This window comes from Marinobacter litoralis (assembly GCF_016427555.1).
In the GTDB taxonomy this organism is placed as follows: domain Bacteria; phylum Pseudomonadota; class Gammaproteobacteria; order Pseudomonadales; family Oleiphilaceae; genus Marinobacter; species Marinobacter litoralis_A.
In genome coordinates this window covers 1,617,518-1,640,261 of sequence record NZ_JAELVS010000001.1, presented here as the reverse complement: position 1 = coordinate 1,640,261, position 22,744 = coordinate 1,617,518, and the positions used below count along the sequence as shown (strand labels likewise).

20 protein-coding genes are annotated in these 22,744 nt (G+C 52.7%); 3 read left to right on the top strand and 17 right to left on the bottom strand.

Annotation, left to right across the window (positions count from 1 at the left end; genetic code table 11):
• Nucleotides 1–263: 263 nt before the first annotated feature.
• The gene (locus JAO79_RS07580) at nucleotides 264–1,718 is read left to right on the top strand and encodes a protein adenylyltransferase SelO (protein ID WP_199006568.1); all 1,455 of its coding nucleotides are present in this window, start codon (nucleotides 264–266) and stop codon (nucleotides 1,716–1,718) included.
• A gap of 64 nt (nucleotides 1,719–1,782) precedes the next feature.
• Here JAO79_RS07580 and JAO79_RS07575 read toward each other — a convergent pair whose 3' ends face one another.
• Nucleotides 1,783–3,126 (bottom strand): AmpG family muropeptide MFS transporter, encoded by a 1,344-nt coding sequence (locus JAO79_RS07575; RefSeq protein ID WP_413785051.1) that lies wholly within the window; start codon nucleotides 3,124–3,126, stop codon nucleotides 1,783–1,785.
• 85 nt (nucleotides 3,127–3,211) lie between these two features.
• Entirely contained in the window at nucleotides 3,212–3,694 is a 483-nt protein-coding gene (locus JAO79_RS07570; RefSeq protein ID WP_199006566.1) for a YajQ family cyclic di-GMP-binding protein, read from the bottom strand.
• A 135-nt stretch (nucleotides 3,695–3,829) separates the two neighbouring features.
• On the opposite strand from JAO79_RS07570, the gene JAO79_RS07565 reads away from it, so the two are divergent.
• Complete coding sequence (locus tag JAO79_RS07565; RefSeq protein ID WP_199006565.1) at nucleotides 3,830–4,801, top strand: response regulator; 972 nt, start codon at nucleotides 3,830–3,832, stop codon at nucleotides 4,799–4,801.
• A 221-nt stretch (nucleotides 4,802–5,022) separates the two neighbouring features.
• Here JAO79_RS07565 and JAO79_RS07560 read toward each other — a convergent pair whose 3' ends face one another.
• From JAO79_RS07560 to JAO79_RS07490, 15 genes are all read right to left on the bottom strand, one after another.
• Nucleotides 5,023–6,045 (bottom strand): AraC family transcriptional regulator, encoded by a 1,023-nt coding sequence (locus JAO79_RS07560; RefSeq protein ID WP_199006564.1) that lies wholly within the window; start codon nucleotides 6,043–6,045, stop codon nucleotides 5,023–5,025.
• Between the two features lie 90 nt (nucleotides 6,046–6,135).
• Nucleotides 6,136–7,347, bottom strand: a complete 1,212-nt coding sequence (locus JAO79_RS07555) for an argininosuccinate synthase (protein ID WP_199006563.1) — start codon at nucleotides 7,345–7,347, stop codon at nucleotides 6,136–6,138.
• A gap of 135 nt (nucleotides 7,348–7,482) precedes the next feature.
• Nucleotides 7,483–7,884: a flagellar export chaperone FliS gene (fliS, locus tag JAO79_RS07550; protein WP_199006562.1), complete on the bottom strand. Its 402-nt coding sequence runs from the start codon at nucleotides 7,882–7,884 to the stop codon at nucleotides 7,483–7,485.
• Between the two features lie 54 nt (nucleotides 7,885–7,938).
• Nucleotides 7,939–9,345 (bottom strand): flagellar filament capping protein FliD, encoded by a 1,407-nt coding sequence (fliD, locus tag JAO79_RS07545; RefSeq protein ID WP_199006561.1) that lies wholly within the window; start codon nucleotides 9,343–9,345, stop codon nucleotides 7,939–7,941.
• Nucleotides 9,346–9,545: 200 nt separating this feature from the next.
• Nucleotides 9,546–9,980 (bottom strand): flagellar protein FlaG, encoded by a 435-nt coding sequence (locus JAO79_RS07540; protein WP_199006560.1) that lies wholly within the window; start codon nucleotides 9,978–9,980, stop codon nucleotides 9,546–9,548.
• Nucleotides 9,981–10,053: 73 nt separating this feature from the next.
• Nucleotides 10,054–10,893 (bottom strand): flagellin, encoded by an 840-nt coding sequence (locus JAO79_RS07535; RefSeq protein ID WP_199006559.1) that lies wholly within the window; start codon nucleotides 10,891–10,893, stop codon nucleotides 10,054–10,056.
• Nucleotides 10,894–11,045: 152 nt separating this feature from the next.
• Complete coding sequence (locus JAO79_RS07530; RefSeq protein ID WP_199006558.1) at nucleotides 11,046–13,142, bottom strand: motility associated factor glycosyltransferase family protein; 2,097 nt, start codon at nucleotides 13,140–13,142, stop codon at nucleotides 11,046–11,048.
• Between the two features lie 107 nt (nucleotides 13,143–13,249).
• On the bottom strand, nucleotides 13,250–13,948 hold the full coding sequence (locus JAO79_RS07525) for a cytidylyltransferase domain-containing protein (protein ID WP_199006557.1): 699 nt from the start codon (nucleotides 13,946–13,948) through the stop codon (nucleotides 13,250–13,252).
• Nucleotides 13,941–14,996 (bottom strand): nucleotidyltransferase family protein, encoded by a 1,056-nt coding sequence (locus tag JAO79_RS07520; RefSeq protein ID WP_199006556.1) that lies wholly within the window; start codon nucleotides 14,994–14,996, stop codon nucleotides 13,941–13,943. The genes JAO79_RS07525 and JAO79_RS07520 overlap by 8 nt, the downstream gene beginning before the upstream one ends.
• A gap of 15 nt (nucleotides 14,997–15,011) precedes the next feature.
• Nucleotides 15,012–16,187, bottom strand: a complete 1,176-nt coding sequence (neuC, locus tag JAO79_RS07515) for a UDP-N-acetylglucosamine 2-epimerase (protein ID WP_199006555.1) — start codon at nucleotides 16,185–16,187, stop codon at nucleotides 15,012–15,014.
• Nucleotides 16,184–17,188, bottom strand: a complete 1,005-nt coding sequence (gene neuB, locus JAO79_RS07510; protein ID WP_199006554.1) for an N-acetylneuraminate synthase — start codon at nucleotides 17,186–17,188, stop codon at nucleotides 16,184–16,186. Before neuB ends, neuC begins: the two co-directional genes overlap by 4 nt.
• A complete protein-coding gene (locus JAO79_RS07505) occupies nucleotides 17,185–17,823 on the bottom strand; it encodes a NeuD/PglB/VioB family sugar acetyltransferase (RefSeq protein WP_227664348.1) in 639 nt (212 codons plus the stop codon). The genes neuB and JAO79_RS07505 overlap by 4 nt, the downstream gene beginning before the upstream one ends.
• A gap of 25 nt (nucleotides 17,824–17,848) precedes the next feature.
• Nucleotides 17,849–19,039: a UDP-N-acetylglucosamine 4,6-dehydratase gene (locus JAO79_RS07500; protein ID WP_199006552.1), complete on the bottom strand. Its 1,191-nt coding sequence runs from the start codon at nucleotides 19,037–19,039 to the stop codon at nucleotides 17,849–17,851.
• A 120-nt stretch (nucleotides 19,040–19,159) separates the two neighbouring features.
• A complete protein-coding gene (sbcB, locus tag JAO79_RS07495; RefSeq protein ID WP_199006551.1) occupies nucleotides 19,160–20,608 on the bottom strand; it encodes an exodeoxyribonuclease I in 1,449 nt (482 codons plus the stop codon).
• A 45-nt stretch (nucleotides 20,609–20,653) separates the two neighbouring features.
• Nucleotides 20,654–21,550: a hypothetical protein gene (locus tag JAO79_RS07490; protein WP_199006550.1), complete on the bottom strand. Its 897-nt coding sequence runs from the start codon at nucleotides 21,548–21,550 to the stop codon at nucleotides 20,654–20,656.
• Nucleotides 21,551–21,718: 168 nt separating this feature from the next.
• Between JAO79_RS07490 and JAO79_RS07485 the strand changes: the two genes are divergently transcribed.
• Complete coding sequence (locus JAO79_RS07485; protein WP_199006549.1) at nucleotides 21,719–22,744, top strand: response regulator; 1,026 nt, start codon at nucleotides 21,719–21,721, stop codon at nucleotides 22,742–22,744.

Genomic DNA, 22,744 nt, shown 5'->3' with positions numbered 1-22,744 from the left:
AAACTGCAATCCGCTTGCCTGGGGCATAACTTCGATCCCTGAAGTTTAAAAGTGAAAACCGACTCCTCCTGAGCCTGCGCCGATTATAACGGCCCTGTTTTCGAATACAAACCGCCGCTACCGGCACCACATCTCAAACTCCAAACTTTTACGGCCGGTTGCATTTATCCACCCCGCTCTGCACTCTGTGGGGTCAGACCCCCGATACATTTCACCCCATCAAATGCGCGGGGGTCTGACCCCAATATTAAAAGAGCCGAGTTATGAGCACGAACGCTTTTAAGGTAGAACATCGCTATCTGGAGTTGCCGGACAGCTTCTATTCCCGGGTGATGCCCACGCCGCTTTCCGATGCGAAGATGGTGTGTTTTAACCACGCTCTTGCCGGGCAGATGGGTTTTCATGCCCGTGATGAAGACGACTGGACCAACGTAGGCGCAGGAGCAGAACTGCTGGAAGGCATGGACCCGGTCGCGATGAAGTACACCGGCCATCAGTTCGGCGCCTACAACCCCGAACTGGGTGACGGCCGTGGCTTGCTGCTCTGGGAAACCGTTGCACCCGATGGCACACGCTGGGACTGGCATTTGAAAGGCGCGGGCACCACGCCCTACTCCCGTTTTGGGGATGGCCGTGCGGTATTGCGCTCAACCATTCGGGAATACCTGTGTTCGGAAGCGATGCACGGCCTGGGCATTCCAACCACCCGCACGCTGTTTATGGTAAGCGCGAAAGACCCGGTACGTCGGGAATCCATAGAAACCGCCGCCTCCCTTATGCGCGCCGCCCAAAGCCACATTCGCTTCGGCCACTTTGAGTTCGCCGCACACCACGAAGGCCCGGACACGGTGAAAACGCTGTTGGAACACGTCATCAGTCTGCATTTCCCGCACCTAATTAACCTGCCAGAAGAGCAGCGTTACGCACGCTGGCTGGAAGAAGTCGTGGAACGCACGGCCCGGCTCATCGCCGACTGGCAAGCGGTCGGTTTTTGCCACGGCGTGATGAACAGCGACAACATGTCGATCATCGGCGATACCTTTGATTACGGCCCCTACGCCTTCCTGGACGATTTCGACGCCGGCTACATCTGCAATCACACCGACCAAGGTGGCCGATACGCCTACAACCGCCAGCCGCAAATGGGGTTCACCAACTGTCAGTACCTGGCCAGTGCACTCTTGCCGGTGATGGAAGAAGACACCATTCGCCAATGCCTGGGCCATTACGAAAGCGCCTACAACGAACGCTTCCAACATAACATGTGCAGCAAACTCGGGTTATCAGGAACCGATGAAGGCGACCTCAGCCTGATCATGGAAACCTTCAGCATGCTGCACGAACACAAAGTGGACTACACCCACTTCTTCCGGGGCCTCTCTAACCTGAATCGCCACGGCCACGCACCGGTTCGGGACCTATTTGTCGATCGCAGTATCGCCGACGAATGGCTCGAACGGTACGAAGCCCGCCTGCAAAAGGAAACCCGCGCCCACGACGAGCGGGAATACGCCATGCGCCAGGTAAACCCGAAATACATCCTGCGCAACTACCTGGCCCAACAAGTGATCCTGGAAGCCCAAAACGGCGACTACGCCCCGATGAAAGAATTACTGAAGGTGCTGGAGAGCCCGTTTGATGAACACCCCAATTACGAACACTTCGCCGCCGCACCCCCGGACTGGGGCAAGCACATGAACATCAGCTGCTCCTCCTAAGATTGGGGTCAGACCCCCAATACATTTGGCCGCGCGAAATGTTCGGGGGTCTGACCCCGGTTTATTATTTGGCGGGGGCGAGGGCGTCCAGGCGGGCGGCGTGTTTGAAGAGGTAGAGTACGAGAAGAATGGCGGGAACACCCATAGCGGCGGCGACGGCGAAGAATTCGGCGTAACCGAAGTTGGCCACCACGATGCCGGAGAAGCCGCCGAGGAATTTGCCCGGCAAGGTCATGAGTGAGCTGAACAACGCGTATTGAGTAGCGGTGAAGGAAGCGCTGGTCATGCTGGAAAGCCAGGCAATCAACGCCACGTTGGCGATGCCGCCGCTTAAGTTGTCGGCACTGACCACCACGGCCAAGGTCACCAAATCCGGCGGGTTCTGGGCCAGCCAGACGAACAGCAAGTTGGTCGCCGCTGTCAGTACCGCACCCGCCAGCAGAATGCGCCGAACACCGTAACGCATCACCAGTACGCCACCCACCAGTGACCCGACAATGGTCATAAGAAAGCCGAATACTTTTGTGACATCGGCTACTTCGGTTTTGCTGAAGCCCATAAAGTTCAGGTAGAACGGGTTCGCCATCACGCCCATGGCAATGTCAGAAATCCGGTAAACCGCAACCAGCAACAAAATGACAATCGCCAATTCCTTATAGCGGCGGAAGAAGTCCACAAACGGCCCGGCAATGGCGGCATAGAACCAACCCACGAAACGGGCAACCCGCGGAGGCAAATGAGTGCGCTTACTCGCCTCTTCTTCAATCTTGTGGGCAATATCTTGCGCTGCTGCGTAGTGGTTCACTTCGGGTTCCCGCGCCAACAACACGGTTAACGCACCCACGCCTACCAGCGCCGCCATCACCAGATACGACACTTCCCACGACCAGAACGCGGCCAGGTAAAGCGCCCCGGCACCGGCCACCAATAGCGCCAACCGGTAACCAAATATGTACGTCCCCGCCAAAGCGGCCTGAAGCCGCTCTTCCGCGATCTCAATACGGTAGGCATCAATCGCCACATCTTGAGTAGCAGAGGAAAACGCCACCAGCAAACCACACAGCGCCATCATTTCGGGCGCTTTAACCGGGTCTACCGTGGCCATCAGGAACAAGCCCAGCGCAATGCCAGCCTGTGCTAACAATATCCAACTTCGCCGTTTACCAAACAGCCTATCCAGCAGTGGTAATCTCAAACGATCCACCACCGGCGCCCAGATCACCTTGATGGAATAGGTAATCCCCAACCAACTGAAGAACCCGATGGTCGCCGTTTCCACACCCACATCCGCCAGCCGCGCATTCAGCGTGGAAAACACCAACAGAAAAGGCAGGCCAGCCGAAAACCCGAGAAACAGCATGACAATCGACTGCCAGCGCGTATAGGTATAAACAGATTCCCGGAGCAGGGTCAGAAGGGAGCGAAGTTGGATAAGTTAATCTCCTGAGTCTCAAAACAAAGGCCGAGCATCGACGGCCCGGCCCCTGCACTCATCAATCGCGGAAGTTATTAAACTGCAGCGGAATATCCAGCTCCGCTTCACGCAGCATGGCAATGGCCTGCTGCAAGTCGTCACGCTTCTTGCCGGTTACACGCACCTTGTCGCCCTGGATGCTGGCCTGGACTTTCATTTTCTTGTCCTTGATCATTTTCACGATCTTCTTGGCCATATCCGTTTCGATGCCCTGCTTCAGCGCAAAATGCTGCTTCACCAGCTTGCCGGCTTTGCTCTCGCCGTCTTCCGCCAGCGCACGGCTGTCAATGTTGCGCTTGGCGAACGCCATCCGCATCATCTCCACCAGCTGCTCCAGCTGGAACTCCTGCTCGGCGCTCAGCGTCAGGCGCTTGTCTTCCAGCTCAATTCCGGCTTCTACATTTTTGAAGTCCCAACGGTTGCCCAAATCCCGCTTGGCCTGGTCCACTGCGTTGGTCACTTCGTGCATTTCAATTTCTGAAACAATATCAAAAGATGGCATAGTCGTTATTCTCCAAAGGCCGCCGAGGGTATACTAGGGCGACATTTTAAATTCCGGATGATAGAAACCGCCAAAGCATACCAAGAGCGGCAACTTATCGCATCTGACAATGGCCTGGTAACAAGTAGATACACAATGCCCAACCTCGACCTACCCATTCTCGTAGTAGATGACGCAAAGTTCAGCAGTATGGTGGTCGGCCGCACCTTGCGAAATGCCGGTTACCGCGACATACGCGTGGCCAACAACGCGCCCGCCGCTTTGAAACTCATGGAAGAACGCCCGGTGAGCGTGCTCATTGCCGACTGGCTGATGCCTGAAATGGACGGCCTGGAGCTGGCCGACCGCGTGCGCCAGCACGATGAACACAACAATCACTACACCTACATCATCTTATTGACGGCCAAAGAAAGCGTAGAAGCTTTGTCGGAAGCCTTCGACCGCGGCGTAGACGACTTCATTTACAAGTCCGACATGACCAAGCAGCTGATTCCGCGAATCTTCGCCGCCGACCGAATCGCCGACCGGCAGAACACCCTGCTGCAGGCCAACGCTCTGCTGGTCGAAAACAATCAGGAACTGGAAAACAGCAGCATCATTGATCTGGAAACCGGCCTGTGCAACGCCAAGTATGCCCGCGAGCGTCTGGACAAATCCCTGCGCCACGCGGAATCCCGGGGCGGCGCCACCGCCTATGTGATGTGTGGCATTCGCAACTGGCAGGAGCTGAAGCGCAAGCATCCACCCAGCATCATGAGTGAGCTGTGCGTGGGCATCGCCCGCCGGCTGAGCACCTTAATTCGCCCAATCGACGCCCTGTGCCGCGTAGGCGAGAACCAGTTTGCGACTGTGTCTTACTTCCAGAACAACGATCACTGCACCACAACGGCGTTTCGCCGGATTTTCGATGGCATCAATCACAAGGCGCTGAAGACCTCGGCCGGCTATATTTCCGTGGAAGCCGGCATGGTGCTCTGCCGGGCCAGTGCAGAGGACGGTACACCTACGGTCCAAGATGTGGAACGGGCCGCCGTTCAAGGCTTGGTGGATGCTTACGAAACCCGGCGCTTTACCGAAACCAAACCGGAATTACGCCAAGGTGTGTAGCAAATACATTCAGTAACACTGCGACACACATCACAAACAGACCCAAAGCTCGAAAAGCCCTATTCTAGATTTGTGGGATCAAGCAGTACCCACCCATGGCGGAGGAGCCGTGTAGTACCTCCGCCGCCGTATGGGTGCTCTCCCTCAGGATCAACGAATTTTTCAGGCACTTTCGTTCTTTCCGAATACTCTTTAGCCAGCTTACTTAAGCTGGCTTTCTTTTATGGGGCAACGCTTTTTCGATACTCCCCCGGCGTTTGTCCCGCCGCCGCCTTGAACTTCCGGTGAAACGACGTGGTTTCGTTATACCCAAGTCGTAACGCAATGTCCGGTATGCTCATCTCAGTGTCGCGCAAATAATCTTCCGCCATTTGCTGGCGCACCTCATCCAACAATTTCTGATACGAAGCGCCTTCTTGGCTTAACTTGCGCTGCAAGGTTCGACTGGTCATGCCCAGGTCTTCCGCAATCATATCCTGCCGGGTGATGCCTCGGGCGAGTTGCCGCTGAATCCCCTGCTTTACCTTGGTGGTCAGGTCAGTGTCGGTTTCCAGCTCCGCCAATTGCGATAACGCGTGGGCTTCGAGTGTTTTACGCAGCAAGGGGTCTGGCTGTCGTAATCGCTCAGACAACAACTCTTTGCTCAGTGACAAGGTGTTTTCTTCGGCCCCGAACGCCACCGGGCAACCCCAGCGCTTCTGGTATTCGCCTTCGAGCTCCGCCCCGGGCGACTGTCGCTGCAAGGTCACCCGCAGCGGTGACGCCTCGTTTGTATCGGCCAGCCAACGGGCGTAATTCACCCAAGACGCAAATACGTTATCCACCACATGGGGCTGAACCGTTGGGTCGGTGTAATTGCAGTGCCACACCAAGGTCACCGTGTCACCCGCCATCTGCAATCGGGTGGTGCCCATGTCGCCCACCAACTTCTCATAAGGCGCGATGCGGGTAACGGCCTCGCCCAGTGTGGCGCAACTCATGGTGATATAGCCAAGAACACTGTAAGAACCGGGCTGCACGAAATCACCGGTTTCCAAGCCGAGAATGGGATTCTTCGAACGCTCGGCCAGCAAATGCAGGAAGGTTTGGAACTGCTCGCCGTCGATACGACCTTCATCGCTTTCCAGAATATCTTCAGACAGCCCGGACTCGCGCAGCAAATCCGCCACGGCAATCGAATTGGCATCGGCGAAGCGAACGTATTGACGAAGTGCAGCTACAGAAGCGGTTCCCAACGGGGTCATGGTTCAGGCTTAGGTTGTTAGCGTTTTCAGCAGAGTATAACCAAAAACGCCCGGCATTGTGCCGGGCGTTTTGATTCAGAAAGGGCGCGCTCAGAGCTTGCGGCCTTTACCGGCGGCAATGCGCAACCGCAACGCGTTCAGCTTGATGAAGCCTTCTGCATCTTTCTGATCGTATGCACCGTGATCTTCTTCGAAGGTCGCGATGGTTTCATCGAACAGAGAGTCGTCAGACTTACGGCCAACAACGTCTACGTTGCCTTTGTACAGCTTCAGGCGAACGGTACCGTTCACGTATTCCTGAGTCTGGTCGATCAGCGCCTGCAGGGCTTCACGCTCGGGCGACCACCAGTAACCGTTGTAGATCACTTCGGCGTAACGCGGCATCAGGCTGTCTTTCAGGTGCGCCACTTCGCGATCCAGAGTGATGGACTCAATCGCACGGTGCGCACGCAGCATGATCGTGCCGCCCGGTGTTTCGTAGCAACCACGGGACTTCATGCCCACGTAGCGGTTCTCAACGATGTCCAAACGACCAATGCCGTTGGCACCCGCAATCTTGTTCAGCGTTTCCAGAACTTCGTGCGCCTTCATTTCCTGACCGTCGATGGCAACAATGTCGCCCTTACGGTAAGTCAGCTCAACATAAGTCGGCTCGTTCGGAGCGGCTTCCGGAGACACACTCCAACGCCACATGTCTTCCTCCGCTTCCGCCCAAGGATCTTCCAGATTCATGCCTTCGTAAGAGATGTGCAGCAGGTTGGCATCCATGGAGTAAGGGCTCTTGCCCTTCTTCATCTCAACCGGAATGTTGCGCTCTTCACAGTACTTCAGCAGCTTCTCGCGGGAGTTCAGATCCCACTCACGCCAAGGTGCAATTACCTTCACACCCGGTTTCAGTGCGTAAGCACCCAGCTCGAAACGCACCTGGTCGTTACCCTTACCGGTCGCGCCGTGAGAAATGGCATCGGCGCCGGTTTCGTTAGCAATCTCGATCAAACGACGGGAAATCAGCGGACGGGCAATGGAGGTACCCAGCAGGTACTCGCCTTCATAGATGGTGTTCGCGCGGAACATCGGGAATACGTAATCGCGCACAAACTCTTCGCGCAGGTCCTCGATGTAAATTTCCTTTACGCCCAAGGCTTCCGCCTTAGCACGCGCCGGCTCTACTTCCTCGCCTTGGCCGATGTCGGCGGTAAAAGTCACCACCTCACAGTTGTATGTATCCTGCAACCACCGAACAATAACGGACGTATCCAGGCCGCCGGAATAGGCCAGCACCACCTTTTTAATATCAGACATGTCTGTGCTCCAGACTGAACAGAATGGATGTAACAAAAAGAAGGAGCTTATTGTACGGGATGGCGGGGGAGTTGGCTATTGGGAGGTACACTCACCCTCTCCCACAAAGGGAGGGGGTGACGCGGCATTCAGAGATCAGCCAACGTGAGCGGTTTGGGTAACGGCTTCTTCACGGATGCCGTCCCAGCCTTCTTTGATGGAACGGAGAAGGCTAATGACTTCGTCTAGCTTGGCCATGTCGTTCTTGGCACTGGCTTCCAGGAGCGTGCGTTCCATGTAGTCGTACAGCGCTTCTAACTGCGAAGCTAGCTCACCGCCTTTTTCGAAATCAAGGAACGAACGAAGCCCTCCCACTATTTCAATGGCTTTGTTGATTAGCTGACTTTTGCCGTAATAATCTTTGGCCTGCAACTTAGCTTTCGCCATGTTGATACGATCGATCGCGCCATTGTACAGGAGCTGGATTAATCTATGTGGGTCAGCATCTGTAATGCTAGTTTGGGCATTAACACGTTGATATGCTTGCAGTCCGTTCATTGTAAACCTCTCTTAAAACCTTGCTTGCTGGGCAGCCACTGTAAAAACCAACTCTTAGCTTTGATTATTGTTCTGGGGCATCAACGCCGCCAACTGCTGTGAAACATAGTTTCCTGTGCTCTGAAACTGAGAGATCAATGCATCCGCTGCAGAAAACTGGCGAATCAAACGAGCCTCATAAGACTCCATCTTCAAGTCAAGACGATCGCGCTTCTCCGCGATACGCTCGAGCGTTCCATTCAACCCCTCGGTTCGACTAGCGAACGCTCCATCGCTACCCAAATATGTCCCAACCGTATTCACCAAGCGCTCAGCAATACCGTCCGACGAATCAGTTTTAGCGAACAACGTCGCAACATCGTTAGGCGCAGCACTCAACTGATCCTTGAATTTGGATTGATCAAAATCCAGTTTTCCGGTGTCCGGGTTGGTTGATATGCCTATATCTGCAAGCATCCGAACCGGAGAACCTTCAAGGCCTGCAGGTATGGCGACCAGCATTTGCCGCAAATCAGATTCCAATCCCCGAAGCGTCGCATCCCCGCTCAAGACACCCTTCCCTGTGCCGTCACTCAGTCCAGAGTGCTTTTTGATCTCACCTCTGAGGCTATTGAGTTGATCCACAAACTCCTGAACTCGCCCTGCCACTTCATCAGGGTCAGACTGAACCGTTACAGAGGAAACGCCCTTAGACTTCAGGTCGAACGTAACACCATCCACCACACCTTCGATCGTGTTCGTCGATCGCGTAATTTCAATACCGTTAACTTCCAACCGAGCATCTTTGGCAGCAACAGTTTCTTCCATGTTACTGGAGGCAGAGCCGTCGTAGAAAAACTGCGACAAACCCGCGCTATCCGCGTCGTTACCGTCGTCATCTGCCACTGAAATCGAGATTTCGTTCGCTGTACCGCCCTTCTCTGATGAAAGCACGAGCCGATATCCAGAGCCGGTATCTACAATTCCGGCCGATACACCCGCACCGGCGTCATTAATCGCTGCGGCCATCCCTTCTAGCGTATTGTTGCTGGAATCCAATGTTATGTCGGTGCTTACGTCACCCACATTCAATGTAAGAGTTCCCGTACCAACCTCAGTTGAATCACGATCCGCGAAACTTCCAGATGCTAGGGATTGAGCTTGCGCTAAATCTAAGACATTCAGGCTATAAACACCGCCACTTGCCGAAGAGGAATCCACTGAGAGCGTCGCGACTTCTTCATTGCTAGATGTGCCAACATAAGCACGAAGACTTTCTGCGCTACTCAAGCCCTCGGCTGCGCTTTTCAGCGATTCCAGCGCACTTTTAATTTTTCCAAACGCAGAGATCTGAGCCTCAGCTTCGGCCTGACGACTATTCAAGCGCTGCTCTGTAGGCGCGCGCTCAGCCGCGACAAGCTGTCGCACCAGATCATTTGAAAAAATGCCTGAGCCCACTCCAATCGAACTAATAGATGCCATAGCGCAGCCTCCTACGAAGACTCATACTTCAACTAAAACAGTTAACGGCCAAAACCGGAAAAACTTTGCCGCTTTCTAAAAAAATAAGCGTAACAAAATGTAACCGCAAACTCCGAACCTATAAACACAGACACCGCCGACTCTCGAGAGGCGGCGGTGCTGTGATTCGTTAAACAACATCAAAAAGGGAAGGCAAAGACCTATACTTTGATATCGAACAACGTCAGCGGTTCATCCTGCTGCAAGTTCTCTGCCAATCTTAGTGCGACTTCATCCGGAATCTGACGAATAACTTTTTGGGAGCTCTGATCAACCACTTTGACAATGGTTTGCCCCTTTTCGTTGTCCACCTCAAACTGCAATTCCCTCTGTACAGTCTGGACAAAATCATTGAGCTGACTTACGGCCTCATTTAAGCTTTTCTGATCGCCGGAGCTGGCAGGAGGATTAGCATTTGGATTTGCGACTGCATCAACGTTAGACGCACCGCCCGCCGACTGAGAAGCAGCTAAAGACGAAGCGGGATTCGCGGCATTACCGGCTTGGAATGGAGATGACGAAAGCGCCTCAACCGAGAACTGCGAGTCAGCCTTAACTAACTTGAGCTCCGGATTATTCAGGTTAACGCCATTCATAGCTCTACCTCGCTGATATCAAACGGCTTCAAGCCGGAGCGTCGACTCGCTCCAGCTTGTTACCGATTGCGCCTTACTGCAGGAGAGACAGTACCTGGTTGGGGCGAGCGTTAGCCTGCGCCAAGACAGAGATACCCGCCTGTTGGAGTACGTTGGCCTTAGCCATCTTCGCGGTTTCTGCAGCGAAGTCTGCATCCAGAATCCGGCTTTGAGACGCGCTCTGGTTTTCTACGTTGGTCTGAAGATTGGAGATGGTGCTTTCGAAGCGGTTTTGTACCGCACCCAAATCCGCTCGTACGGTGTTTACCGTCGACAAAGCTCCATCAATAATTGCCAACGCCGCACTAGCACCAGCCGCCGTTGAGACCGTTACATCACTTACCTTCGAAGCAGTACCTAGGTTTGATATCCCCATGCTTGTACCGAATGCAGCGATTGTGATCTTTTGATTTTGATCAGCTCCAACCTGAATAGTTGTGTTGGCCGCACTGGTGCCATTGAGAACCGATATCCCATTAAACTTTGTATCGTCTTTGATTCGATCAATTTCAGCAACCCGTTGCTCAACTTCTTTTTGCAGAAGGAGACGATCGTCGTTACTTAAAGACCCGTTAGCCGCCTGAACAGCCAATTCCCGAATTCTCTGAAGATTCTCTACCGATTGGTCCAGACCACCTTCAGCAGTCTGAACCATGGAAATCCCATCGCCCGCATTTCGAATAGCCTGGTTCAAACCGCGAATTTGCGTATCAAAGCGAGTTGAAACTGCCAGACCGGCTGCATCATCCTTAGCGCTGTTAATCCGCAAACCCGATGCCAGACGCTCCATCGCCTGATTGCTCATGTTCTGAGACTTGCTCAGTTGGTTCTGAGCATTCAAAGACGCAATGTTAGTATTGATTCCGAGAGCCATATCATTCCCCTTAAAAACGGTAGTCTTCCACTAGCGCATCACGACGGCACATATTTTTAATTGAACACCGTGATCTCTTGAAATGCTTAACGGCTCATCGGGATTATGCTTTAGCTTTTTTTTTGCCCACCTTGTAACAATTTGTAAGTGAGTCAAAAGTTTTCCAAGCTTTCATTATCATCCACCCACAAGTGAACCCAAGGATCCTCGTTCACGGACGTTTCTGCGCAAGCCACCTTTGTAAAGTGAGCTGGCACTCGATCGAGAAAAGCTGTGAAAACTTCCTTCCAGTGAGAAACAAAAATCTGAAAGTTTGCCTGGTCCTGAGCCAAACCATGGCAAAGCCCTACCTGCAAAAAGTGCTTTACGGTGCCCTGTAACATTGACCAACTCATCATTTGTATCGAGCTCTCTGCATTCCGCCCACTGCCCTTTCCCACACGATACATGCAGTTACGAATTTCGTTCGCGACAACCATCAAATCCGCTCTATTCTGAAGATTCGACCTAACCAGAATAGTCTTCAAATCTGAACTCATGGCACGGAACTCACGCGCGACGGTCTCATAACGTTCTTGAATGTCTATTTTCGGTAGCGGAACACATCGGGCTTCAAAGAAGGAAGGTGCCTGCACTTGCCTAGCCTTGCTCCTCTCTAACATACCCAGAAATCCGTCAGAAGAAAGCCAATCCACACCGACAATCTCCGCACCATCTGAGCAATTAAATATCTCCAAACGAACTTCTGCACGAACAACATCTTGGACAAAATGCTCTACTGCCTGCTTGGCCGTGTAGTAGTCTGCTTGCGTGAAGACGTCTGCGCCATTAACGCCTTTTGTCTTGAAGGCGGTTCTCCTATTCGCTTTAACCCCCTCGCTAATTTTACCTTCAGATGCTGTATCCGTTATTTCGCCATAGAAAGAGCGGCGGCTATGGGTTTGCTCCTTATCTACGTAACCGTAATCCGTGCCAAACAGAAAGATATTTCGCGCGCCGGCAAAATAACTAACGGCAAGCGCTGCGTTGGTACAAGTCGCTGTTGCGCCTGGAGCAGCCAAGTGCCATAAATCAAGAACCGCTGAAATATAATTACTAGCGTTAAAAAAAGGAACGGTCTTCTCAAACATTCGAGGAACCAATGGATTTACGGTAAGACAATGAACCAGAACAATGTCCTGCAAACCGTAATCCCTTTCCACCTCTGTCAAAAGCTTAGGAATGATGTTGCTCGCGTCCAGCTCTACGTGGTAGTCAGGCCGAACACCATGTCCTAAGAGGGCTTTTAGACTCGTCCCGGCGCTAACAATTATAACTTTGTCACGAACATGCTTTAGTTCTTCGATACGGGCATCCAACGAAGGCCCGCTGCCCACTATGACAACAGGCCGGTGATCTTCTTCCTCACCTCTTGGGTCGAATGCGAGCTCGACCTGCTGGACATTATGGTAGGCATTGCGATACGGGAAAAGAAGGGCGTCGTAATTTGCCCAGTTTGCTGCCAGAACTGGTAGGTTTTTTTCCAGTTCTTGCGAAAGCCGGAACAATTCAACACTTACCAAATGATTATAAAAAACAGTGAAGTATGGATATTGAGGAATTAATCCCGTAACCGCACTAGTCATCACCCTTTTCAAGTGCTCCATATCATCCGGCCGTGAAGCAATCGAAAATTCGATCGACCGCCCGCGTCCGCGGAACCTTTTGCAAATCTCTTCCCAGTCGACTGTGAATAAAGACAAGGCAAAGCGATCGGGATCGGGCTCAAAAACGACGGCGTTGATCACATCGGCAGTTTCCACCACCTTTTCTATGTGGTACCCCAGCCCACAACCCAAGAAAATAATGGATGGAATAACGCCGTCATACTCATACCCTTTAAAGGTATCCGGCGTGAGCGTGGAGGCCTCTGCACTTTTCTGGACAAAACTCTTTGCAAACCGCTTTGCTGGCTCCTTCGTAAACCAAGGGGGCTGGTGCGAGCGCCGGACCTTGCCCTGAGTATTTTCCTTTACAAAATCCAGCGCCTCGCCGTATGAATACTCCTTAGCAAGCCCCTTATAAAAGGAGTGCCCACGATCAACCAGATCAACGTCACCAGTACCTGGAGTAATTACCACTTCACAATGGGTAGGCTCGTAATCGTGGAAATAGTTGTATATTTGTGGCCGGTATTTTTTAAAGTACTCCAGATTTTTAAGTTTTCTTTGAATAAATTCCAGCGCAACATCCTGCTGTTCGTCTGACACTCTGGCCTCCAAATACACCACAAATATTAACAACGGTTCTCAACAAGCTTAGCACCGCACCTTCAACCATAGAACAGACAAGCAACCGTGACTGAGCTGGACTTCCTCTACAGTCTGTCAAAAACCGCCTCACAAACCTTGAACGTGAGCTCATCATCAATATCCAACGAGCGTTCCCGCGGCATAACTGAAGCAATTAATGACTCGCTAAACAGGCTTTTAGTCGTAAGCAGCATGCTCACCTGGGCAACATAAACCGCTCCATTTAAACGGTATTCTTTCTGATAATCTTGCGAACGCTTTCCGCTAAGGTCTATGCCTTCTAGCTTACAGCCGTCACCTATCGTCCCTGTCCAGGCAGTCGGGTGATCAACCTCGCAAACGGTCACTACCGTATTGTTTTGGCCATTCTCACGAAAACACTCCAATGCATCCCGGATATCACCGGCGTTACGGAGAGGCGACGTTGGCTGCAGCAACACGACCGTTTCAGGGTCACAGCCTACACGGCGCTCAGCGTGCACAGCATCAATTAACACATCAACGGTGGATGCTGTATCCGTCGCGAGCTTTGACGGTCGCTTATGGGCTGCGACCCCCTGGGATCGGTACTGGCGAGCAATCTCAAGAATCTCCTCGTCATCGCTAGTCACCAAAATACGCGCGCCCAAATTTGCTGCTAGCGCGGCCTCAATGGTCCAGCAAATCATAGGCTTGCCGCCTAAGGGCAACAGGTTTTTTCGGGGCAGACGCTTACTTCCACCCCGCGCTGGTATGACAACCAGCGTTTTTCCAAAATCAGCCATTCAGCGTGCTCTGCGCTTCAGTTTGCGCTCTCTGAAAGTCATCCATCCGGCCAATGTCCAACCAGTACTCGTGAATCGGGAACATATTTACAACCTTTCCCTCATCAATTTGCTGCTCTAGTAGTGTTGGCATGTCAATCCGAGTACCGGGTTTAACACTCTTCACCAGTGTTGGGTCCAGCAAATAAATCCCTGCATTCACAAAGAATCGATGAACCGGCTTCTCTACCATGGACTTAATCTGAGTACCCTCACTCGTGATTACCCCGTAGGGCACCTGATGCTCGTATTCCCGCACACACATGGTGGCGACACCGCGGTTCTCGTCGTGAAACTCCAGAAAACCGTGTAGGTTCAGCGTTGTCAGTAAATCACCATTCATCATGAACAGCGGCTGGTCTATTTCATCATGAGGCAGTAACCCGAGCGCTCCCCCAGTTCCTAACGGCTGATCTTCATGCACATACTTAATGTTGACGCCCCATTTCTCACCGTCTCCGAAGTAGTCGCGAATAACGTCCGGCATGTAATGCGTAGAAATGTAAAAGCGGTGGAAGCCCGCTTCCACAAAGCTCATTAGTATGTTCTCGAGTATGGGTTTATCACCCACCTTGAGCATGGGTTTCGGGCATTGGCTGGTCAGCGGGCGCAAGCGCGTTCCGAAACCTCCTGCCATCAAAAACACCGGATTATCGCGGCGATTCTGATTCAGGATATCGTGTAGATTAATCAACCCGACAACCCGGCCCTCGCCATCCACCAAAGGCAACTGCAGCAACTCATGCTGCTCCATGACCGCCAGAATTCGACTTTGCGTCCACGATTGTGACGCTGTTTTTGGCTGAGAATTCATAACCTGATCAACAGGCGTTTCCAGCGGCAATTGTTTTAACAGCGCCCTGCGTACGTCACCGTCTGTCAGTGTACCCATTAACCTATTGTCTTCGCCGACCACCAAAGCAATACGCAGGGCCGCCTTATCAAGAACTTCAATGGCGCGCTCCAAGGTAACGTCACTGTTTACAAGGGCTTTATGCCAAGGCTTCATAGGTGGCTCCGAAAGTTAGGCGAAATCATCCGCTGACACGTTATAAAACTGTTTCTTGCGAATATTTTCCAGTGGATACTCTGCAATCACTTTGACGATCGCTTTGCTAGCACCGCCCTCCCCATAAGGGTTTGACACCGAAGTAAGACTATCCTGAAAGTCGCTTGAGTAGAGCGTTGTCAATGCCTGGCCTATGGCTTCACGGCGTGGCTCACAGTCAATAACGCTGCTGGCTTTCAGCCGGCCTTTCTGGCGATCGCCGATATTAACGGTGCCGACCTTAAAGGATGGAGCTTCCAACAAACCACTCGAAGAGTTTCCAACCACCCCATCTACCTGGGCAAGACAGGAGAAATATTTAAGTTGACCAAGTGAAGCATAAACTCTCGCGTTCGAATGCGACTCAGCGTACTCGGTTACCATTGCGCTGAGTTCCCTACTGCCAGTGTCGGCGTTAGGCATGGTAAAGATCAGCGTAGTATCTTTGAGATTATTCAGTGCAGCCAAAAGCTCCCCCATCTGGGCTAAAGAGCTGGGATCACCTTCGAGAGTTACCGGGTGAAAAGTAATCAACAAGTTCTTTTCGCCAAAACCAAGCCCCAGCGAATGCTCCAATTCGCCCCGGTTAAGTAACTTGATGCGTTTTATCGCATCGATTCCCATTCCACCAAAGTTAAATACTCTTTCAGGGTGCTCACCAAGCTGAATAACACGTCGGCGGTACTCATCTGCCGCTACAAAATGCAGATGAGACATCTTCGTAATGGAATGACGTATGGCTTCGTCGAAAGCACCTTCGGTTGTCTCGCCACCATGAAGGTGCGCAACCGGGATGCCTGCAATCGTAGCGGCGGAAGCGGCCGCAAATATTTCGAAACGGTCTCCCAGTATCACCACGATATCAGGTGCTAGTCGCTCGTATGCATCGGCAAACCCGATCACTCCCAGCCCCATGGATTTGGTAATCGCCGTGCTCGTGTCGGAGCTCAGAAGCATTTCCACTCTGGCATCGATCTGAAAACCGGCTTCTTCAATTTCCCGGTATGTAGAGCCGAACTCAGGAGAAAGATGCATTCCAGTCGCAACCAACTGCAATTCCAACCGAGGGTGCTTCTGAATCTCATCCATCAGCCAGCGCAACAACCCGAACTCAGCCCGGGTACCGGTAACGACACAGACCTTACGACTCATAGCTCGATCATCTCGTCTTCGCCGAAATCCCGAGGTGCTTCTCGCCCGATAACATCATCCCATCGCATGGGGGAAATACCGGTGCCCGGGCGTTTCGCCATCAAGTTGTCTTCACTGAAGCGTTCGCCAGCTTTAATAGGGCGAGCCGCCACGAGCGACTTGCGGGCAATGGGTTTGTTCTTGAGTTCGCTCGGACTCGGTCGTTTTATGCCATCCCCCATTGCTCTCTCAATATTCCTAATACCCCGGACCATGGCTTTTAGCTCATCGGGCTCCAGGCTGGCCCGGTGATCGGGACCTGGAAGATTCCTATCCAGGGTGAAATGTTTTTCAATCACAGTCGCTCCCAGAGCTACCGCAGCTATCGGCACCTCGATACCCGACGTGTGGTCCGAATAACCCACAGGCACTCCAAACGCCTCTCCAATGCTGGTCATAGCACGAAGGTTCACGTCCTCCATCGGCGCGGGGTATTCCGTGGTGCAATGCAAGACAGTAATTTTCTCTCTGGGAGTGCCCGCCTGCTCCACAACATTGATCGCAGCTTCGATCTCGCCCAAGTTTGCCATACCGGTTGAAAGCAACACTCGCTTACCGTGACGGGTCAGATAGCGAAGGTACGGGAGGTTGGTCAGCTCGCCGGAAGGTGCCTTTACAATCTCTGCGCCCCCCAACTCCTCAAGCAGGTCAATGCTGTCTTTATCAAACGCAGTGGAAAAGAACCCTATACCCTGCTTTTCGCATTCTGCGATCAGCTCCAAGTGGTTATCGCGGGTTAATTCCAGCTTACGCACCATCTCCTGTTGCGACTCCCGGGGATCTGTCGCGCCTTTCTGATACTCTGCCTTGGGCGCGCTTCGAGAAATGATGTTCGCGGCAATAAACGTCTGAAACTTGACAAGATCAGCGCCCGCCTCGGCCGCCGCCGCAATCAGCCTTTTCGCCAAGGCCATATCGCCATTATGGTTAACACCGGCTTCAGCAATAATAAGCGTCTTCATTTGATCCTCTTTGCCGGTACACCCGCGTAAACTGCGTTGGCTTCACAATCGCGAATAACAACCGCCCCGGATCCGATCGTGGCATTTTCACCAACCACACGTTTCTTCGCATAACTGCCTTGATTTACCACTGCACCCGCCCCCACCCAACAACCGCTTTTCAAATGCACGTTACCGGAAACATTAGCACCAGGAGCTACATGCACATAACTTTCCACAACACAGTCATGGGCAATGGTGGTGTTCTGATTAAATATGCAGAAATCACCCACACTTATCCCGCTGGTAAAACGGGTACCGGCAGCAACGACGATGCCCTTCCCTCGATCGATAGCCTCCCTTTGAGAAAAGCCAAACGTAGCACTTGGATGGACGAGGTTGGTGAACCTGAGCGACTCTTTAAAACGCTCTGCAATGGCTCTGCGAATGGAATTTTCCCCAATACCAATCACAAAAGGCATTGCGGTATAGTCCAGAACATCTTGCTCCAGAATGACCTGATGCGAGAATCCACACTCACGCCGTTCTGCCTCATCTCGGGCGATGAAGACTGGCTCTAGATTAAGCGCCCATGCTATATCGCCGGCTTCCCGGGCCATTCCCGACGTCCCAAAGATTCCGATTCTACGCGACATAGTCGATTTACCGCTCAAAGCAACCTCACATCTTACTATCGAGGTATTTCCCGGTTTCTTTATGACCGAAACCCGGAATCATGCGGTGGAACAATTCGACGAGATCCTGCCTGCTCCAGACTAGCTTCTGTTTCATGGCGGCAATTTGCGCCTCGAACTCTTCCAAACGCTGCCCGTCGAATTCCGGCTCATTTTGAACGATGCCTATCTCATTAAAGCGAGTCATATCCAGTGATTCCTGATCGGTAAAAAACTCCTCGAAATCTTTCTCGCCAGTAGTGTCACTAGAGGTAAACAGGCAAGGCCACTTGCCTTGCACAGGAACCGCTTTAGCGCGTGCCCGTGCTTCATCTTCATCGGCGCACAATACCGGCTCCAGACCTTTAGCTTTGAGGTATTTCCGGGCGATATCAGCAAAGGAAACCAAATGCAGATCTTCACTTAACTTGGGAAAGAAGATGTCGCGATTGCCTCCAAAGATGCAACTCATCAAACAAAGCTCGCCGGACTCTTTTGGTGTCACGAAATATCTGCGCACGTCATCTGGTGCAACAATAGGCTGATGTTTTTCCAACCTTTGGTTAAAACCGTGCAGTAAAGACCCATCAGAAAAAGCAACATTGGCAAAACGAGCAGTGGAAATGTCAATCTGCAAACTTCTACGCATTAAGAACATTTCCATAATGCGCTTGGAGGCACCCATCATGTTAACCGGATTAGCCGCCTTGTCAGTAGACACGCAAAAGTACTTTTTCACGCCGGCATCAATTGCCTGCTTCAAGGTTTTGTCCGTATTAAACACATTAACATCGACCATGCGCATCAACGTGTAGGGATCTTTCTCGCTACGCACATGCTTTAGAGCTGAGAGGTTCAATATGTAGTCAAACTGGCCTTCCGCGGCAAAATACGCGTCATACTCCACCGAACCTATATCGAGAGCGAAAGTCCGAAAGTCTCCCTGGATATACCCAAACTGACTGCGAATATCTCGGACCAATTCAACCAAGTTATTCTCGGAAATATCCACCACATGGAGTTTAAGGGGATTGCGCTTGAAAATTTCCCGAACGACCGCCTGGCCAATGGAGCCAGCGCCTCCAAGCACCAGAAAACGAGAACGCACTACTTCTGCCGAAAGCTTCGTTTCATGGCGCTGCAGATCCTCAATGAATAATTCTTTTTCTCGCCCCAGTAACTCCAGGAGTTCGCTCATACCTTCCTTCCAAAACGGGCAGCTCAATATATCTATACACAACCTTTCCGAGTCTAGCGTGAAACCTTTGATTTCAAAAGAATCAACAAAATAAAACGGGGGCCAGTTTGGCCCCCGTTTTCACATATAAGGAATCAAAGACTCCCCATACAAATGCAAATCCTCCAGGATCTGCCGGTTCCGCGGCGTCAGCTCCGGGTCACTCGCAAGGCGCTGTAATTCCAGCCCATAGGCTTCCAGTGAGCGCCAGCCCTTCTTCGGGTTCATCAGGCGTTCGGTTCTGAAGGCTTCCCAACGTTCCATTTCTTCGCCGCTCAGGGTGTTCGGGTAATTTCGGGCTCGGTAGCGGAAAAGCATCTCGCTTAAACGCTCATCATCAAACCGCACCTCTTGCTCGCCTAATGCCTCTACCGGTTGGGCGATCAGATCTTTCAGCCGCTCTCGGTCGGCGTTGCTGATAAAGCCGCCGGCGTAGAGTTGTTCGTCCGGGTCGGTCAGGTCACTGCCTTCAAAGCTGCGGTCGAAGGCTTGTGCAATACGAGCCGGCAAGTCCGGGGCGTTTCGCAGTTTGGCCAAGTTGGCGCGCAGCACATCGCCATCCAGCTCCAATTCCGCCAAGCGTTCTTTGGAAAGGGTAGACAGCATATTGGCCGGAGCCAGTACCGGGCACTTGTTCACCTGAATGCCTTTCAGGGGGAAGCGCGCTACGCCCTCACCCAGCTCGGCTTGTGAGGTAAACACCCGCTCCTGAATCTGCTCCGGCGTGGCGTTGATGAGCTCCGTTGGGTCTTCGCGCAGGTCGTAAACGATGACCTGATTTTTATTGGTGGGGTGTTCCGCCAAAGGCGCAACCAGCGCACAGCAGCCTCGGCTGGCCGGGAATTTGGCGGAGATGTGGAACACCGGTTTCATGGTGGCGGTGTCCAGCATTTGGCGCGCCGCGTGTTTGTCTTTGTTCTTCAGAACAAAATCAAACAGCTTGGGCTGCTTCTCTTTAATCAGTTTGGCCACGGCAATGGTCGCCCAAACATCCGACATCGCATCGTGGGCCGCTTCGTGGGCAATTCCGTTGGCCGCTGTAAGTTCTTCCAAACGGAAGCTGGGGCTGCCGTCTTCTTTACGGGGCCAGTTGATGCCTTCCGGGCGCAGCGCGTAGGTCAGCCGCACCATGTCAATGATGTCCCACCGGGAATTGCCGTTCTGCCATTCCCGGGCATAGGGGTCACGCAAGTTGCGGTATAGGGTGTTGCGGGTGACTTCGTCATCAAAACGCAAGCTGTTATACCCCACCACGCAGGTACCGGGTTGACTGAAGGCTTCGTTAATCTGCGCAATGAATTCCGCTTCGGGGAAGCCATCTTCCAGAGCTTTTTGCGGGGTGATGCCGGTAATCAAACAGGCTTCAGGGGCAGGCAGGTAGTCGTCCGTTGGTTTGCAGTAAATCACCAATGGGTCTTCGATCACGTTCAGATCCGCATCGGTGCGAACTCCGGCAAACTGGGAGGGCCGGTCATGCAGAGGATCTACACCGAAGGTTTCGTAATCGTGCCAGTAAAAAGAGCGGATCAAAGGAAGACTCCCACCGTGTGAATGAATAGCAGGAGTCTAACAAAATCAAAACAACTTAGTCCCCATATCCACCTGATGGGTACGACGGCGGTCGATGCCAGGGCCGGTCAATTGCTCCAATTTCACGGTCATGTTTGTAGGCAGGTTGATGTATACACCTTTGCCAACGCTGATAGAGCTCATGCCATCCAGTGTTTGCCAGGCCACACCATCATCCCGCTGAAAACCCACAAAGAAACCATCGGTAAACCCAGCGACACCTTCCTGACCGGAATCTTCGCCAATATCCAATGAGCGCAGCTGGGTGAGCGGTGCACAGTTGGCCAAGGTTGCACTCACGTTGCACCCGGCAATCTGATTCGGATTGTTTGGCTTTAAGCCGATGTGGGTTGCACGATAATCGGTCGCAGGACCACCCGGCCCCTGGAACAACTGTGCGTCATACACTTGGCCGAAAGACTCGATCTTCATGCCGATGTTGCCGCTAAAGCTGGTGGTATTGGAAGAAACCGACCCCCGTGCCTCGTGAAAGCCCATCCGGAAGCCGGCCAGACCGGCGGCATCTTCTGCCAGCTCGATATAGGGGCGCCGAGCTTCGAAGGGCACGTCGTCCCCTGCATTGTAGGTTACGCCGTTATATGTTTCGCCATCGACACGTGCAATGTGCCCCAGCGCAAGATGTGTCGCCGCGAAGTCTGTACCGGCATTGAGTTCGCCGACTTTCACCTCATCCACATTCACCCGTGTTTCCACATCGATGCCTAATGACATCCGGGTAAAATCGTGATTTTGGCCAGCGATGTTTTCAACCTGCATAAACGCCTGCCCGGTCACATCGCCCATTGCGTCGTCAGAAATGGGAGCCAATTCCGCTTGGGCAACAGACGCCATACCCGCGCAGAACAGAGTAAGGGCAGCGTATCCGTACGCTCGCTTAATCATAGATCGTGTCTCTATTTGTTTTTTTAGCACGCGAACACTATAGCCGAGAGCCGACTGACAATAGAGTGCGTTACCTCACAAACCCGAACCACCGAAACGTAGTATATATCGACACATTAACGTAAGTTACTCTTGCCACCTACCGAATCGGGCAGCACACTACACACCATGAGCACCAAAATCCTGATATGCGACGATTCCGCGCTCGCCCGTAAGCAAATGGCCCGAGCACTGCCGCTTGGTTTGGCAGACGGTGTGCTGTTTGCCCAAGAGGGTGAAGAGGCGCTGAGTATTCTGCGTAAGGGCGAAGCGGAGCTTTTGTTTCTTGACCTGAACATGCCGGGGTTAGACGGTTATCAGGTTTTGGAACAGATTCGCAAAGACGACCTGCCCGTGCTCACCATCGTGGTGTCTGGTGATATCCAGCCGGAGGCGCGGGAGCGGGTGCGCAAACTGGGTGCCATCGATTTCATCAAAAAGCCGACAAGCACCGAACTCGTCGGCGCGTTATTGCAGGAGTACGGTTTTTTCAGGCCAGAAGAACTGTCTGCGTTAGCAGCAAAGAGCCCCTCATTTTCCAAGCCAAGCCACACCCCGGAAATTTCAGTCAGCCTCACCGAATACCTGCAGGAAACCGCCAACGTCGCTATGGGCCGGTCGTCTGATCTACTGGCCCGATTGCTGAGGGTATTCGTCAAACAGCCCGTTCCGAAAGTCGCTTTTATCGCCAGCTCCGAGCTTCACATGGCAATTTCCTCTGCCGAGGCCGGCAATACCTTCTCGGCCGTTTGTCAGGGGTTCACCGGCTCGGGCCTGGCTGGTGAGGCGCTGCTTTTATTCGATGACGCCAGCTTCGAAGAAATGGCCGAGCTGCTGCATTACGAAGGCGTGGAAGGCGACGCCATTGATGTGGAAGTGTTGATGGACATGTCCAGCATCCTGTTTGGGGCTTTCCTGAACGGCGTGAGTGACCAGCTCGATATCAAACTCGGCCTGAGCCACCCGACCGTCCTGGGCCAGCACCGCCCTATCAACGAACTGCTGGAACACCACAGCAGCCGGGAAGAACAGTTGCTGTGTCTGGAGATCTGCTACACCATCGAAAACCGGGATATTCGCTGTGACATGCTGGTGCTGTTTACCGAAGACTCCGTGCCCTTTCTGGAAAAACGTCTCGAATATCTGGTGGACTGA